13 protein-coding genes are annotated in these 14,752 nt (G+C 76.1%); 8 read left to right on the top strand and 5 right to left on the bottom strand.

Annotated elements, in window-relative coordinates:
* Positions 1-84: 84 nt before the first annotated feature.
* Genes hpnC through O2W18_RS09855 form a run of 8 tightly spaced genes read left to right on the top strand, consistent with a single transcriptional unit; the run spans position 85 to position 10,480 of the window.
* Entirely contained in the window at positions 85-969 is an 885-nt protein-coding gene (hpnC, locus tag O2W18_RS09890) for a squalene synthase HpnC (RefSeq protein WP_269187362.1), read from the top strand.
* Entirely contained in the window at positions 966-1,856 is an 891-nt protein-coding gene (gene hpnD / locus O2W18_RS09885; RefSeq protein ID WP_269187361.1) for a presqualene diphosphate synthase HpnD, read from the top strand. The genes hpnC and hpnD overlap by 4 nt, the downstream gene beginning before the upstream one ends.
* Entirely contained in the window at positions 1,853-3,229 is a 1,377-nt protein-coding gene (hpnE, locus tag O2W18_RS09880; RefSeq protein WP_269187360.1) for a hydroxysqualene dehydroxylase HpnE, read from the top strand. Before hpnD ends, hpnE begins: the two co-directional genes overlap by 4 nt.
* Positions 3,226-4,248, top strand: a complete 1,023-nt coding sequence (locus tag O2W18_RS09875; RefSeq protein WP_269187359.1) for a polyprenyl synthetase family protein — start codon at positions 3,226-3,228, stop codon at positions 4,246-4,248. The genes hpnE and O2W18_RS09875 overlap by 4 nt, the downstream gene beginning before the upstream one ends.
* The gene (shc, locus tag O2W18_RS09870; RefSeq protein ID WP_269187357.1) at positions 4,248-6,146 is read left to right on the top strand and encodes a squalene--hopene cyclase; all 1,899 of its coding nucleotides are present in this window, start codon (positions 4,248-4,250) and stop codon (positions 6,144-6,146) included. The genes O2W18_RS09875 and shc overlap by 1 nt, the downstream gene beginning before the upstream one ends.
* Entirely contained in the window at positions 6,143-7,645 is a 1,503-nt protein-coding gene (ispH, locus tag O2W18_RS09865; RefSeq protein ID WP_269187355.1) for a 4-hydroxy-3-methylbut-2-enyl diphosphate reductase, read from the top strand. The genes shc and ispH overlap by 4 nt, the downstream gene beginning before the upstream one ends.
* Position 7,646: 1 nt before the next feature.
* The gene (gene hpnH, locus O2W18_RS09860) at positions 7,647-8,651 is read left to right on the top strand and encodes an adenosyl-hopene transferase HpnH (RefSeq protein ID WP_269187354.1); all 1,005 of its coding nucleotides are present in this window, start codon (positions 7,647-7,649) and stop codon (positions 8,649-8,651) included.
* Entirely contained in the window at positions 8,648-10,480 is a 1,833-nt protein-coding gene (locus O2W18_RS09855; protein ID WP_269187353.1) for a 1-deoxy-D-xylulose-5-phosphate synthase, read from the top strand. Before hpnH ends, O2W18_RS09855 begins: the two co-directional genes overlap by 4 nt.
* On the opposite strand, the gene O2W18_RS09850 is transcribed toward O2W18_RS09855, so the two are convergent.
* The 5 genes from O2W18_RS09850 to O2W18_RS09830 form a co-directional block, all read right to left on the bottom strand.
* Positions 10,450-11,208 (bottom strand): SDR family NAD(P)-dependent oxidoreductase, encoded by a 759-nt coding sequence (locus O2W18_RS09850; RefSeq protein ID WP_269187352.1) that lies wholly within the window; start codon positions 11,206-11,208, stop codon positions 10,450-10,452. The two genes, O2W18_RS09855 and O2W18_RS09850, sit on opposite strands and share 31 nt — an antisense overlap.
* A 57-nt stretch (positions 11,209-11,265) precedes the next feature.
* Positions 11,266-11,637: a hypothetical protein gene (locus O2W18_RS09845; RefSeq protein ID WP_269187351.1), complete on the bottom strand. Its 372-nt coding sequence runs from the start codon at positions 11,635-11,637 to the stop codon at positions 11,266-11,268.
* An 8-nt stretch (positions 11,638-11,645) separates the two neighbouring features.
* Entirely contained in the window at positions 11,646-12,644 is a 999-nt protein-coding gene (locus tag O2W18_RS09840) for an SDR family oxidoreductase (RefSeq protein WP_269187350.1), read from the bottom strand.
* A gap of 63 nt (positions 12,645-12,707) precedes the next feature.
* Positions 12,708-13,385 carry a dienelactone hydrolase family protein gene (locus O2W18_RS09835; RefSeq protein WP_269187349.1) on the bottom strand — a complete coding sequence of 226 codons (678 nt, stop codon included), beginning with the start codon at positions 13,383-13,385 and terminating at the stop codon, positions 12,708-12,710.
* Positions 13,375-14,676 (bottom strand): erythromycin esterase family protein, encoded by a 1,302-nt coding sequence (locus tag O2W18_RS09830; protein WP_269187348.1) that lies wholly within the window; start codon positions 14,674-14,676, stop codon positions 13,375-13,377. The genes O2W18_RS09835 and O2W18_RS09830 overlap by 11 nt, the downstream gene beginning before the upstream one ends.
* Positions 14,677-14,752 lie beyond the last annotated feature (76 nt).

Genomic DNA, 14,752 nt, shown 5'->3' with positions numbered 1-14,752 from the left:
TGTCACCGGGCGACAACTCGTCCGCGCCGATTCCGCCTCCCGGTGAGCAGACACCGGACCGGATCCGGACGGATCCTCGGTCCCATGTCATCGCCTCGGACCCGGTCTCCCGCGGTCGCCCCGTCCGGGACCGTCCGCGGCGACCTGCGCGACCTCGAACGCGCCGAGAACTTCCCGGTGGCGCTACGGCTGCTGCCGGCCACGCTGCGGCAGGACCTGCAGGCGGTCTACGACGTCGTCCGCACGATCGACGACCTCGGCGACGAGCTCCCGGTGAGCACCGAGGGCGGCCGCACGACGGCGCTGCTCGACTTCGCCGACGACCTGGCGACGGTCTGGACCACGGGGACGCCGGACCGGGCGGTGCTGGGCCGGCTGGTCCCGGTGGTGCGCCGCCGGGCGCTCCCGCCCGAGCCGTTCCAGCAGCTCGTCCGGGCCAACCTGCAGGACCAGCGGGTGACCCGGTACGCCACCTTCGCCGACCTGCTGGACTACTGCCGACTGTCCGCGGCGCCCGTCGGCGCCCTGGTCCTGCACCTGTTCGACGCCGTGGACCCGCAGCGCCGGCGGCTCTCCGACCGGGTCTGCGCGGGTCTGCAGGTCGTGGAGCACCTGCAGGACGTGGGCGAGGACCGGCGGGCCGGCCGGGTCTACCTGCCGACGGAGGACCTGGCCGCCTTCGGCGTGCCCGAGGACGACCTCGACGCCGGGACCGCCTCCCCCGCGCTGCGCCGGTTGGTGCTGCACGAGGCCGACCGGGTCGACGACCTGCTGGACGCCGGCGGCCCCCTGGTCGCGTCGCTGCACGGCTGGGCCCGGCCGGCCGTCGCGGGCTACCTCGCCGGCGGCCGGGCTGCGGTGGACGCCGTCCGCCGGGTGGACGGGGACGTGCTGGGGCAGCCGGCCCGGACCCGGCGCCGGGACGTGCTGGCGCACCTGGTGCGCGCCCTGGCCGGAGGCCGGCGATGAACCCGACGATGAACCCGACGCTGACCGAGGCCTACACCGCCTGCGAGGAGATCACCCGGGACCAGGCCCGCAACTTCCACTACGGCATCCGGCTGCTGCCGCCGGACAAGCGGGCCGTGCTGTGCGCGGTCTACGCCCTGGCCCGGCGGATCGACGACATCGGCGACGGTGACCTGCCGCCGGCGGAGAAGGCCGCCCGGCTGGCGGCCGTCCGCGCCGCGGTCGACCAGCTGACCGCGGGCCGCGACCTGGCCGACCCGGTGCTGCTCGCGCTGTCGGACGCCGCCCGGCGCTACCCCATCCCGTTGGACGCCTTCGGTGAACTGGTCGACGGGGTGGAGAAGGACGTCGCGATGGACACCGCCGGGCTGCGGTACGCGACCTTCACCGACCTGGTCGGCTACTGCCGGTGCGTGGCCGGCTCGGTCGGGCGGCTGTGCCTGGGCGTCTTCGGCAGCCGGCCCGACCCGCGGGCCCCCGGGTACGCCGACCAGCTGGGCATCGGGCTGCAGCAGACGAACGTGCTGCGGGACGTCCGCGAGGACCTGCTGAACGGGCGGGTGTACCTGCCGCAGGAGGACCTGGACCGGTTCGGCGTCGACCTCCGGCTGGACGAGTCCGGCGACCTGGTCGACGACGACGGCGCGCTCTCCGCACTGCTCCGGTTCGCCTGCACCCGGGCGACCACGTGGTACGACACCGGGCTGCGGCTGGTCCCGCTGCTGGACCGGCGCAGCGCTGCCTGCTGCCTGGCCATGTCCGGGATCTACCGGCGGCTCACCGAGCGGATCGCCGAGCGACCGGAGACGGTGTTCGACCGGCGGCTGGCGCTGTCCGGCCGGGAGAAGGCGCTGGTGGCCGGCCGTGCGCTGGCAGGACGGCCATGATCGGCCGCCGGACGGCGGTGGTCGGCGGCGGCCTGGCCGGCACCGCGGCCGCCCTCGCCCGGGCCGACCGCGGCGATCGGGTCACCCTGCTGGAGAGCCGGCCGCGGCTGGGCGGGCTCGCTGGCTCGTTCTCCCGCGGGGACCGGCCGGTGGACTCCGGTCAGCACGTGTTCCTGCGCTGCTGCACCTCCTACCGGGCGCTGCTGGACCGGTTGGGGGTGGCCGACCAGGTGGTCCTGCAGGACCGGATGTCCATCCCCGTGCTGCGCCCCGGGCCGGCGGGCCGGCCGGTGCGGGCCACGCTGCGCCGGACGGCGGGCCCCGCGCCGCTGGCACTGGGCCGGATGCTCGCCGGCCACCGGCTGCTCTCCCCGGCCGACCGGGTGCGCGCCGCCCGGGCGGGCCTGGCGCTGCGGCAGCTGGACCCCGCGGACCCCGCCGTCGACGCGCAGACCTTCGCCGCCTGGCTCACCGCCCACGGCCAGAACGACCGCACGGTCGCGGCCCTCTGGGACCTGATCGGGGTGGCGGCGCTCAACGCCCCGGCGACCGGGGCCTCGCTGGCGCTGGCCGGGACGGTCTTCCGGACGGCGCTGCTCGACGACCCGGCCGGCGCGGACATCGGCTGGGCGGAGGCGCCGCTGGGCGAGCTGCACGGCACCGCGGCCCGGCGGGCGCTGGAGGAGGCCGGCTGCCGAGTCCGCACCGGCGCCCGGGTGCAGGCCCTGCGTGCGGCCGGGGACGGGTGGGTGGTCACCCAGCGCGACGGGACCGAGCACGAGGTCGACGCCGTGGTGCTGGCCGCGCCGCCCGCGGTGGTGGAGGACCTCCTGCCCGCCGGGGCGGTGCCGCTGGCCCCGGGCTGGGCCGGGCGGCTGGGGGCGGTGCCGATCGTGAACGTCCACCTGCACTACGACCGGCCGGTGCTCGACGTGCCGTTCCTGGCGGCGGTGGGCAGTCCGGTGCAATGGGTGTTCGACCGGACCGCCTCGGCCGGGGTCCACTCGGGCCAGTACCTGGTGATCTCGCTGTCCGCGGCGCAGGAGACGGTCCGGACCCGGGCCGCTGCCCTGACGGCGCAGATGGAGGCCGCGCTGGCCGACCTGCTCCCGGCCGCCCGGTCGGCGCGGGTGCTGGACGGCTTCGTCACCCGGGAACCGGCGGCGACCGTCGACCCCGCCCCGGGCCAGGCCGACCGCCGTCCGGCGGCGGTGACCACGCGACCCGGGTTGGTGCTGGCCGGCGCCTGGACCGCCACCGGGTGGCCATCGACGATGGAGGGTGCCGTGCGCAGCGGTGAGACAGCAGCCCGCGTGCTCGACGAGCGCGCCGGTGCGCAGCAGGACCGGGCCGACGCGGTGGGTGCGGCATGACCGCCGTCCTGTCCCCGGAGACCCTGGGGCGCTGCCGGGCGCAGGTGCAGCCGCAGCTGCGCGCCGCGGTGGACCGGCTGGACCCGGCGACCCGGGACGTCACCTCCTACCACCTGGGCTGGACCGAGGCGGACGGCACCCCGCGGGCCGCCGGTGGCGGCAAGGCGGTGCGCCCCACGCTCGCCCTCCTCTCCGCCGAGCTGGCCGGAGCCGACTGCAGCGTCGGCCTGCCCGGAGCCGTCGCGGTCGAGCTGGTGCACAACTTCTCCCTGCTGCACGACGACGTGATGGACCACGACCACGAGCGGCGGCACCGTCGCACGGTCTGGTCGCTGTGGGGCGTGCCCTGCGCCATCCTCACCGGCGACGCGCTGCAGGGGCTGGCCCAGGAGGTCGTGCTGGACAGCGGGTCGCCGCACGCCGCGGCCGCCGCCCGGTGCCTGAACGCCGCCACGGCCGAGCTGATCCGCGGCCAGGTCGCCGACCTGGCCTTCGAGCGGCGGGCCTCGATCACCCTGGACGAGTGCTTCGACATGGTCGCCGGGAAGACCGGGTCCCTGCTCGGCGCCAGCTGCGCCATCGGCGCGGTGCTCACCGGTGCACCCCCGGAGCTGGTCGCCGCGCTCGACGCCCATGGGCGGCACCTGGGCACGGCGTTCCAGCTGGTGGACGACCTGCTGGGCATCTGGGGCGACCCGGCCACCACCGGCAAGCCGGTGCTGGCCGACCTGCGGGCGCGGAAGAAGTCGCTGCCGGTCACCCGCGCGCTGGCCGCCGACGGCTCGGCCGCCGCCGAGCTGGGCCGGTGGTACGCCACCGACCCGGCCGGTGACACCGAGCCGGACCTGCACCGGGCCGCCGACCTGGTGGCGGCCACCGGCGCCCGGGCCTGGGCGGAGGCCACCGCCGAGGAGGAGCTGGACCGGGCGGCCGCGGTGCTCGAGGACCTGCCGCTGCCCCCGGAACCCCACGCCGACCTGCTCGAACTGGGCCGCTGGCTCACCCGGAGGGAGTGCTGATGACCGTCACCACCGAGCGCCCGGCGGCCGCTGCCGTCGACCCTGCGATGGCGCTGGACCGCGCCGTGGCGCACCTCCGCGGCCGGCAGCACCCCGACGGCTGGTGGAAGGGCGAGCTGCAGACCAACGTCACCATGGACGCCGAGGACCTGTTGATGCGGGAGTTCCTCGGCATCCGCACCGCGCAGGAGACCGCCGAGGCGGCCCGCTGGATCCGCTCCCAGCAGCGCGCCGACGGCAGCTGGGCGACCTTCGCCGGCGGCCCGGCCGACCTCTCCACCACGGTGGAGGCCTGGGTCGCGCTCCGGCTGGCCGGTGACGCCCCGACCGACCCGCACCTGGCCCGGGCCGCCGAGGTGGTCACCGCGCTGGGCGGTGTGGAGCGCAGCCGGGTCTTCACCCGGATCTGGCTGGCGCTGGTCGGGCTGTGGTCCTGGGACGAGCTGCCGGTCATGCCGCCGGAGCTGGTGCTGCTGCCGCCGTCGGTGCCGCTGAACGTCTACGACTGGGGCTGCTGGGCGCGCGGCACGGTGGTGCCGCTGACCGTCGTGGGCAGTGCCCGGCCGGTGCACCCGGTGCCGTTCGGCATCGAGGAGCTGCGCAGCGGCGCGGAGCCGGCGCCCTTCGACCGGCCGTGGACCTGGGCCGGGGCGTTCCAGCGGCTGGACCGGGTGCTGGCCGCCTACGGCCGGCACCCGGTGGGCTGGCTGCGGCGGACCGCGATCGCCAAGGCGGTCGAGTGGGTGCTGGCCCGCCAGGAGGCCGACGGCGGCTGGGGCGGCATCCAGCCCCCGTGGGTCTACTCGCTGCTGGCGCTGCACGTGCAGGGCTACGGACTGGACCACCCGGCGATGCGGGCCGGGTTGGCGGGGCTGCAGGGCTTCATCGTGCGGGAGGAGACCCCCGATGGCGTCGTCCGCCGGCTGGAGGCCTGCCAGTCACCGGTGTGGGACACCGGGCTGGCGGTGACCGCGCTCCGGGACGCCGGGGCGCCGGCCGACGACCCCGCGGTCCTGCGGGCCGCCGACTGGCTGCTCGGCGAGGAGGTGCGGGTGCGCGGTGACTGGGCCGTGCGCCGTCCGGACCTGGCCCCGGGTGGCTGGGCGTTCGAGTTCGCCAACGACGTCTACCCCGACACCGACGACACCGCCGAGGTGGTGCTCGCACTGCGCCGCGTCGCCGTCCCCGACCCCGGCCGGCTGCGCGCCGCGCTGGACCGGGGCGTCACGTGGACGGTCGGCATGCAGTGCCGGGACGGCGGCTGGGGCGCCTTCGACGCCGACAACACCGGCTCGATGCCCGCCCGGCTGCCGTTCTGCGACTTCGGCAACCTCACCGACCCGCCGTCGGCCGACGTGACCGCGCACGTGGTCGAGATGCTGGCCGCGGAGGGCCGGGCCGGGTCGACCGAGTGCCGCCGGGGGGTGCAGTGGCTGCTGGACCACCAGGAGGCCGACGGCTCCTGGTACGGCCGGTGGGGCGCCAACCACCTCTACGGCACCGGCGCGGTCGTCCCGGCGCTGGTCGCCGCCGGCACCCCGGCCCAGGCGCCGGCCGTCCGCCGGGCGGTGGCCTGGCTGGCCGCCCACCAGCAGGACGACGGCGGCTGGGGCGAGGACCTGCGCTCCTACACCGACCCCGCCTGGATCGGCCGGGGCGAGCCGACCGCCTCGCAGACCGCCTGGGCGCTGCTGGCCCTGCTGGCCGCCGGCGAGACCGGCCCGGTCGTCGACCGCGGGGTGCGCTGGCTGGTGGAGCACCAGCGCCCGGACGGCACCTGGGACGAACCGCAGTTCACCGGGGTCGGCTTCCCCGGCTTCTTCTACATCAACTACCACCTCTACCGGCTGGTCTTCCCGGTCTCGGCACTGGGCCGCTACCTGGAGGCGTCCCGGTGAGCGGGGCGGCCGACCGCGCGGCGGCCCCGCTGGTCGCCACCCCGCTGCGCACGGAACACGCGGCGGTCGCGCCCGCGCTGCGCGGCACCCCGGTGGTGCGCACCGGCCGCGGGGCCCGGTCGACGGCCTGGGCCCGGGACCGTGCGGCCGGGCCGGTGCTGGTCGCCGGCGTCGCCGGCGCACTCTCCCCCGACCTGCGCCCCGGGGACCTGGTGGTCGCCGACCGGGTCACCGACGGGACGACGACGGTCCCCTCCCCCGCTGCCCCGCTGCTGGCCGGCGCGCTCACCCGCCGCGGGCTCCCGGTGCACGTCGGCACCCTGGCCACCAGCCCCTCGGTGGTCACCGGCGCCGCGCGCACCGCCCTGGCCGCCACCGGCGCGCTGGCCGTGGACACCGAGACGCTGCCGCTCGCGTCGGCTGCCGGAGGTTCGCCGTTCGCCGCCGTCCGTGCGGTGGTGGACACCCCCACTGCTCCCCTGCTCCACCCCGGCACGCCGGGCCGCGGGCTGACGGCGCTGCGCACCCTCCGGGCAGCCGCCCCCGCGATGGCCGAGTGGCTCGCCGCGCTGGGCCCGCGGGAAGTGCTGCTGGCCAGTCCGCGCTCGTTCTGCGCCGGGGTCACCCGGGCCATCGACACCGTGGAGCGGGAGCTGCAGCGGCACGAGGGCCCGGTGTACGTGCGCCGGCAGATCGTGCACAACGCCCACGTCGTCCGCGGCCTGGAGCAGCGCGGGGCGGTGTTCGTCGAGGAGGTCGACGACGTCCCGGCCGGGTCGCCGCTGGTGCTGGCCGCGCACGGGGTGGCCCCGGCGGTGCACGCCGCGGCCGCCGACCGCGGCCTGGCCGTGGTCGACGCCACCTGCCCGCTGGTGAGCAAGGTGCACGCCGAGGTGCGCCGGGCCGCCCGCCGCGGGGAGACGGTGCTGCTCATCGGGCACCGCGAGCACGAGGAGGTCGAGGGCACCGTCGGCGAGGCGCCGGACGACGTGGTCGTCGTCGCCGACGTGGACGAGGCCCGCGCCGTCGCCGTCCGCGACCCCGAGCGGGTCAGCTACGCAGTGCAGACCACCCTGGCCGTCGACGAGGCCGAGGCGGTGGCCGCCGTCCTGCGGGACCGCTTCCCGGCCCTGCGGGCGCCCAGGCGCGACGACATCTGCTACGCCACCACCAACCGCCAGCAGGCCGTCCGCGCGCTGGCCGCGCAGGCCGACCTGGTGCTGGTGGTCGGCTCGTCGAACTCCTCCAACTCGGTGCGGCTGGTGGAGGTGGCCCGCCGCGCCGGCTGCCCTGCCCACCTGGTCGAGGACGCCGGCCAGGTGGACCTGCGCTGGCTCGCCGGCGCTGGGCGGATCGGCCTGTCCGCCGGGGCGTCCGCCCCACCCCACCTGGTGGACGACCTCGTCACCTGCCTGTCCGGCCTCGGTCCGGTGCGCGTGCAAGACGTGCACGTCACCGACGAGGACGTCACGTTCACGCTCCCGCCGGAGGTCTCCTGACATGGCCATGCCCTTCCGCCAGACCGCACGTCTGGGCTCCTACCTGCTCAAGCAGAAGCTGCTGCGCAGGGACAAGTTCGCGCTGCTGGTCGAGCTCGAGCCGCTGTTCGCCTGCAACCTCTCCTGCGCCGGCTGCGGCAAGATCCAGGAGCCGGCGTCCGTGCTCAAGCGTCGGATGTCGGTCGAGGACGCGGTCGGCGCCGTGGTCGAGTCCGGCGCCCCGATGGTCTCCATCGCCGGCGGTGAGCCGCTGATGCACAAGGAGATCGACGAGATCGTCCGGCAGCTGCTGGACCTGGACAAGATCGTCTTCCTCTGCACCAACGCGGTGCTGATGCCCAAGCACCTGCACAAGTTCGCCCCGCACAAGAACTTCTCCTGGATGGTGCACATCGACGGGCTGCGCGAGCGGCACGACGCATCGGTCTGCAAGGACGGCGTCTTCGACCAGGCGGTCGACGCCATCAAGCAGGCCCAGGCGGCCGGCTTCCGGGTGATGACCAACACCACCTTCTTCGACACCGACACCCCGCAGGACGTGATCGAGGTCCTCGACTACCTCAACGACGACCTCGGGATCGACAACATGCAGATCTCGCCCGGGTTCGCCTACGAGAAGGCCCCGGACCAGGAGCACTGGCTGGGGGTCGAGCAGACCCGGGAGCTGTTCCGGAAGGCGTTCGGCGACGACCGGCGGAAGAAGTGGCGGCTCAACCACTCGCCGGTCTTCCTGGACTTCCTGGAGGGCAAGGTCGACCTCGCCTGCACGGCCTGGGCCATCCCCTCCTACTCGCTCAAGGGCTGGCAGAAGCCGTGCTACCTGATGAGCGACGGCTACGTGAGCAGTTACCAGGAGCTGCTGGAGACCACCGACTGGGATGCCTACGGCCGCGGCAAGGACCCGCGCTGCGACAACTGCATGGCCCACTGCGGGTACGAGCCGTCGGCGGTCTTCGCCACGATGGGCTCGCTGAGGGAGTCGTTGCGCGCAGCGACGACGCTGTGACCGGGACCCTCGCCGGCCCGCCGGCGGTCCACCGGCTGGCCGACGTCACCGGCCCGGCCGACCTGCGCGGCCTCGGCCCGGCCGAGCTGGCCGCCCTGGCCGCGGAGATCCGGGCGGTGCTCATCGACTCGGTCTGCCGCACCGGCGGGCACCTGGGGCCGAACCTGGGCGTGGTCGAGCTGACGCTGGCCGTGCACCGGGTGTTCGACTCCCCGCGGGACGCGGTGTTCTGGGACACCGGCCACCAGACCTACGTGCACAAACTGCTCACCGGCCGCGCCGCGGAGTTCGGCACGCTGCGCCGCACCGGTGGGCTGTCCGGCTACCCGTCCCGGGCGGAGAGCGTGCACGACCTGGTGGAGAACTCGCACGCCTCCACCGCGCTGGCCTACGCCGACGGGCTCGCCGCCGGGCTGGCGCTGCGCGGCGAGCACGACCGGCACGTGGTCGCGGTCGTCGGCGACGGCGCGCTGACCGGCGGGCTCAGCTGGGAGGCGCTGAACAACCTGGGCGCCGCGGCCGGCCGCCCGGTCGTCGTGGTGCTCAACGACAACGGCCGCTCCTACGCGCCCACCGTCGGCGGGCTGGGCGCGCACCTGCGCGAGCTGCGCCACCGCCCCGGCACCGGGGCGACCGTGTTCGGCCAGCTGGGGCTGGGCTACCTCGGGCCGGTCGACGGCCACGACGTCGCCGCGCTCGAGGCGGCGCTGACCGAGGCCCGGGACCGGCGCACGCCCACCGTGGTGCACTGCGTCACCGAGAAGGGCCGCGGGTACCGGCCGGCCGAGCAGCACGAGACGGACCGGATGCACGCCGTCGCCCCGGCGAAGGCCCCGGCGTCGGTCACCGCCACCCCGCGGCCGTCGTGGACCGGGGTCTTCTCCGCCGCTCTGCAGCAGGTCGCCGCCGCCCGGCCCGAGGTGGTCGCGCTCACCGCGGCGATGCTGGACCCCACCGGGCTCACCCCGCTGGCCGGCACCGACCCGCACCGGGTCCGCGACGTCGGCATCGCCGAGCAGCACGCGCTGACCTCGGCGGCCGGCATGGCGATGGCCGGGCTGCACCCGGTGGTCGCCGTCTACGCCACCTTCCTGAACCGGGCCTTCGACCAGCTGCTGATGGACGTGGCGCTGCACCGGCTGCCGGTCACCCTGGTGCTGGACCGGGCCGGGGTCACCGGCAGCGACGGCGCCAGCCACAACGGGATGTGGGACCTGTCGCTGCTGGGCATGGTGCCGGGCATGCGGGTGGCCGCACCGCGGGACGCCGGCACGCTGGCCGAGCTGCTGGCCGAGGCGGTGGCCGACGGCGACGGGCCGACCGCGCTGCGCTTCCCGAAGGGCACGGTCGGCCCGGAGCTCCCGGCGCTGGACCGGCTGGGCACCGCCGACGTGCTGCACCGCCCGGCCGGGGCGCCGTCCCGGGTGCTCCTGGTCGGGACCGGGCCGCTGGCGGCCACCGCGGTGGCCGCCGCCGAGCGACTGGCGACCGCGGGGGTGCCGGCGACCGTCGTCGACCCGCGCTGGCTGCTGCCGGTCGACCCGGCCCTGGTGGCCGCGGCCGGCACCCACCGGCTGGTGGTGACGCTGGAGGACAACGGGGTGGCCGGCGGCTACGGCGACGCGTTCTGCCGGGAGCTGCGGGCTGGCGGCGTCACCACCCCGGCCCAGACGCTCGGTCTGGGCCAGCGGTTCCTGGACCACGGCGAACGCGGCGAGCTGCTGGCCACGGCCGGCCTGGACGTCAACGGTGTGGTGCACCGGGTGCTGACCGCGCTCGGCCCGGCGCAGGTCGGCCGTCAGCCGAAGCGGCGGGCCAGGGCGCGGTAGGGGCCGGGGACGGCACCGGCCAGCCAGGCGGGGACGGCGAGCCAGCGCGGCACGACGACGCGCCGACGCCGCCCGGCGAGCACGTCGACCACCGCGCGGGCCACCCGGGACGGCGGCACCGGCCGGGGCACCCGCCGGTCGTAGGGGGCTCCGCGGCGGTCGAAGAACGCGGTGTCCACGATGCCGGGCAGCACCGTACCCACGTGGACCCGCTGGTCACGCAGCTCCTCGCCGAGCAGCAGCGCGAACGCCTCGACGGCGGCCTTGGTGGCGGAGTAGACGCTCTCGCCCGACACCCCGACGGCGCCCGCGATCGAGGTGACGAAGCAGATCGCCCGGTCCGCCGGCGGCTGGGTGGTGAAGGCGGCCGCGGCTGCGCGGCCGAGCAGCAGGGTCGACCGCACGTTCAGGTCGACCAGCGACGTCACCTGCTCCGCGGTCATCGCCGCCACCGCACCGGCGTGCCCGATGCCGGCGTTGGCGACCACGGCGTCCAGCCGGCCGTACCGGGTCAGCACCTCCTCGACCAGCGCGTCGACGGCGCCCGGTTCCCGGAGGTCCGCGGTCAGCGCGCTGCCGCCGCACCGGGCGGCGACCGCGGCCAGCGCGGCCTCGTCCCGCCCGGCGCAGACCACCCGGGCGCCCCGGGCGGCCAGCAGCTCGGCGGTGGCGGCGCCGATCCCGCCGCTCGCCCCGGTCACCAGGACGACGGCGTCGCTCAGCTGCACGGCGCGGGCCTGCCGTCGGGGATCGGCGGACGGACCGCGGTCGTCAGACGCACCCGCTCACCGCTCGGCCCGAGCAGCGGCGGCCGCGCCCAGGACGGCCGCGGCGGCCGACGTGCCGCCGCTGACCACCGCCGGCCGTCGGTACGCCGGCCACCAGACCGCGACCGGCACCATGCTGAGCGCGTGCAGGAGGTCGACGGCGACGCCGGTGAGCACCACCGCGCGGGTGGGCCGGACGAGCACCGCGACGTGCTGCCCCACCATGCGAGCGCCGAGCACCTGGGTCACCCAGGCCGGCGGTTGCCGCCTGCCTGCGCAGACGGCGCGGGTGACCTCCGCCGGCCGGAGGAGCTGCGCGGCCCCCCAGCCGGCGAAGCCGGCGGAGACCAGCCGCCGCAGCACCCGACGGCGGGTCCCGGTCCCGTGCACCGCCCGGTTCACCGCCCACGCCAGAACGCGGCGGCCCCGGCCAGGACAGCGGTGCCGAGCCCGGCGACCACCCCGTGGTGCCGGCTGGCCCAGATCTGCGGGTCCCGGGTCCAGGCCTGGTCACCGAACCGGCTCCGGGTGCCGAAGTCCTGGCCGTCGGGTCCGTCGGCGGGCTCCCACAGGTTGACCGGGTCGTCGGGCCGGGTGTCCCGGCTGGTCTGCTGGCCCTGCACCCCGTTGCGGGCGAGGTACCGGTCCATGAACTGCGGCCAGACCTTCGCCCCGAGGATCGTGTACACCGTGGGGATCCCCACGTACCAGGTCCGGCGCCGCGGGTGCTCGGCCGCGTGCACCATCGCCCCGGCCACCACCTCCGGTGCATAGATCGGCGCGACCGGCTGCGGTCGCTTGGGCAGCCGGTTGAGCACCCAGTCGAACTGCGGCGTGTTCACGCCGGGGGCGTTGACCATGGTGAGGCGCACGCCGCTCCCCTCGTCCGCCAGCTCGGTGAGCAGGGACTCGGTGAAGCCCTTGATCGCGTGCTTGGCGCCGCAGTAGACGCTCTGCAGCGGGATGCCGCGGTACCCCAGCGCCGACCCGGTCTGCACGATCACCCCGCGGTCACGCGGCCGCATCCGCTGCAGGGCCGACCGGGTGCCGTTGACGAAGCCCAGGTAGGTGACGGCGGTGGCCCGCTCGTACTCCTCGGGGGTGATGTCGGCGAACCGGGCGAAGACCGTGGAGAAGGCGCAGTTGCACCAGACGTCGATCGGCCCGAGCTCGGCCTCCACCCGGTCGGCGGCGGCATCGACGGCAGCGGCATCGGCGACGTCGACCCGGACCACCAGGGGGACACCCCCGGCCGCGCGCACCTCCTCGGCGGCGGCGGCCAGCCCCTTCTCGCCCCGGGCGAGCAACGCGACTCGATCACCCCGGCGGGCGAAGGCCACCGCCGTGGCGCGGCCGATCCCGGCGCTGGCACCGGTGACGACGACGACCTCGCTCATGAGCTCCCCTCTCGTGCTGCACCTGACTCATCCGGCGGTCCGGGCACCGTGATCACGGCCCCGCTACCCGCCGCCCGGCGCGCCAACCCCGCCGGGCAGCCAGCGCCGCAGCCAGGAGATCGACCGCTGGACCACCTGGTCGAGGGCCCCGGCCTCCGGGAACAGGTGCGTCGCGCCCGGGACCACGCTGACCTCGTGCTCGCCCGGCAGCTGCGCGGCGGCGTCCCGGTTCAGCCCGAGCACCTGCTCGTCGGCCTCGCCGACCAGCAGCAGCGTCGGCGCCCGGACCCGGGAGAGCGCGGCGCCGGCGAGGTCGGGCCGCCCGCCGCGGGAGACCACCGCCCGGACCCGGTCCGGCCGGTCGGCCGCGGTGATCAGCGCGGCGGCCGCCCCGGTGCTGGCGCCGAAGGTGGCCACCGGCAACTGTGCGGTGTCCTCGCCCTCGCCGAGCCGGTCGGCGGCGGCGGTCAGCCGGGCGGCGAGCAGCGGGATGTCGAAGCGGTGCTCCCGGGTGCGTTCGTCGACCCGCTCCTCGTCCTCGGTGAGCAGGTCCAGCAGCAGGGTGCCGAAGCCGGCCGTCTCCAGCGCCCGCGCGACCTGCTGGTTGCGCGGGCTGTGCCGGCTGCTGCCGCTGCCGTGCGCGAACAGCACCATCCCCTGGGCTGCGGCCGGGACGGCCAGGTCCCCGGTCAGCGACGCCCCCTCGGCGTCCAGCTGCACGGTGCGGCGGTCAGACGGCATCGGGCCACGTCTCCTGTTCGCCACCCGAGGCGTGGACGCCGTGCAGCGGGGTCAGCGCCCGGGACTCGTCGAACCAGCAGAAGGCGTCGTAGCGGCGGCCCAGCACCGTCGGCACGTAGTTGCCCCAGCGCTCGGCGCCGGGGTGGTAGACCACGCCGACCGCCCGGTGGGCGCGCTCCTCGGCCAGCCAGCCGGGTAGGTCGGGTGGCGCGACGAAGAGTGCGCTGTTCTCCGTCAGGGAGTCGTGCAGCAACGCCTCGACGCTGCCCGGCCGGGCGGGTGGGAGCGGCATCCGTTCCGTCGGTGCCCCCCACTCGTCCGCGGCGATCACGCTGCCGTGGTGGCTGCCGAAGCCGACGATGACGACATCATCGGCGCCGTGGCGTTCACGCGCGAGCTGGCCGACGTTGACCATGCCCACCTCGGCCATGTCGGTGTACCGGGCGTCCCCTACGTGGGTGTTGTGCTCCCACACCACCGCTCGGGACCCGGGACCGTGGTGCTCCAGCAGCCGGTCGAGGGTGTCGGCCATGTGCACGTCCCGCACGTTCCAGGACGTCGGCCCGCCGCGGACCATCGCCCGGTAGTAGGCCTCGGCGCCGGCCGCGGCCTGGGCGTTCTGCTCGGCGTCGAAGGCGGCGTCCCGCTCCCAGCGCCCGTCGGTGGCCGTGCGGGCACGGAGGTCACCGAGCAGGGCCACCACCTCGTCCTCGCAGCTGGTCGGGACCAGCCGGGTGGCCCGCGCGTAGGCCTGCGGGTCCTCGGCATAGGGCTCGAAGCACCGGAACGCGGCCAGCGCCGTCGCCACGTGCTCGGGGTCGTGCTCCCGGAGGTGGTCCAGCACCGCCTGCAGGGACTCCCAGAGGCTATAGACGTCCAACCCGTGGAAGCCGACCCGTTCGGCGGGCGGCCGGCCGGCGTTGTGCTCGCGCAACCAGCGGGTCAGGTCGGCGACCTCCTCGTTGGCCCACATCCAGGTCGGCCAGCGTGCGTACCCCTGCAGCACCTCGCCGGGGTCCTCGGGGCCGGTAGCCAGCGTCACCGAGCAGTTCACCCGGTGGCAGTCCGGCCAGTCCCCCTCCACGGCGACGAAGGAGAAGCCGGCCTCGGTGACCAGCCGGCGGGTCAGTGCGGTGCGCCAGGCGTAGTACTCGTGCGTGCCGTGCGAGGCCTCGCCGAGCAGCACGATGCGCGCCGACCCGATCCGTTCGAGCAGCGGGTCCAGGTCGCCGCGGTCCCGCAACGGCCGGGCCAGTTCCTGCACCTGTGGGTCGCGTTCCGATCCGCTCATCCACGTCTCCGTGACGTCGTGGGCCGCACCGCAGCCCTCCCGTCCGGGCCCGGGCGGCGGACCGCCTCCGGGCCGG

The sequence above is a fragment of the Modestobacter sp. VKM Ac-2983 genome, assembly GCF_026967885.1.
GTDB lineage: Bacteria > Actinomycetota > Actinomycetes > Mycobacteriales > Geodermatophilaceae > Modestobacter.
This window is presented reverse-complemented; position numbering and strand designations above follow the sequence as displayed.

Bases quoted from the DNA above. Each gene is read 5' to 3' on its own strand.
- hpnC (WP_269187362.1), top strand. From the start codon at position 85: ATGTCATCGCCTCGGACCCGGTCTCCCGCGGTCGCCCCGTCCGGGACC.
- hpnD (WP_269187361.1), top strand. From the start codon at position 966: ATGAACCCGACGATGAACCCGACGCTGACCGAGGCCTACACCGCCTGC.
- hpnE (WP_269187360.1), top strand. From the start codon at position 1,853: ATGATCGGCCGCCGGACGGCGGTGGTCGGCGGCGGCCTGGCCGGCACC.
- O2W18_RS09875 (WP_269187359.1), top strand. From the start codon at position 3,226: ATGACCGCCGTCCTGTCCCCGGAGACCCTGGGGCGCTGCCGGGCGCAG.
- shc (WP_269187357.1), top strand. From the start codon at position 4,248: ATGACCGTCACCACCGAGCGCCCGGCGGCCGCTGCCGTCGACCCTGCG.
- hpnH (WP_269187354.1), top strand. From the start codon at position 7,647: ATGGCCATGCCCTTCCGCCAGACCGCACGTCTGGGCTCCTACCTGCTC.
- O2W18_RS09840 (WP_269187350.1), bottom strand. From the start codon at position 12,644: ATGAGCGAGGTCGTCGTCGTCACCGGTGCCAGCGCCGGGATCGGCCGC.
- O2W18_RS09835 (WP_269187349.1), bottom strand. From the start codon at position 13,385: ATGCCGTCTGACCGCCGCACCGTGCAGCTGGACGCCGAGGGGGCGTCG.
- O2W18_RS09830 (WP_269187348.1), bottom strand. From the start codon at position 14,676: ATGAGCGGATCGGAACGCGACCCACAGGTGCAGGAACTGGCCCGGCCG.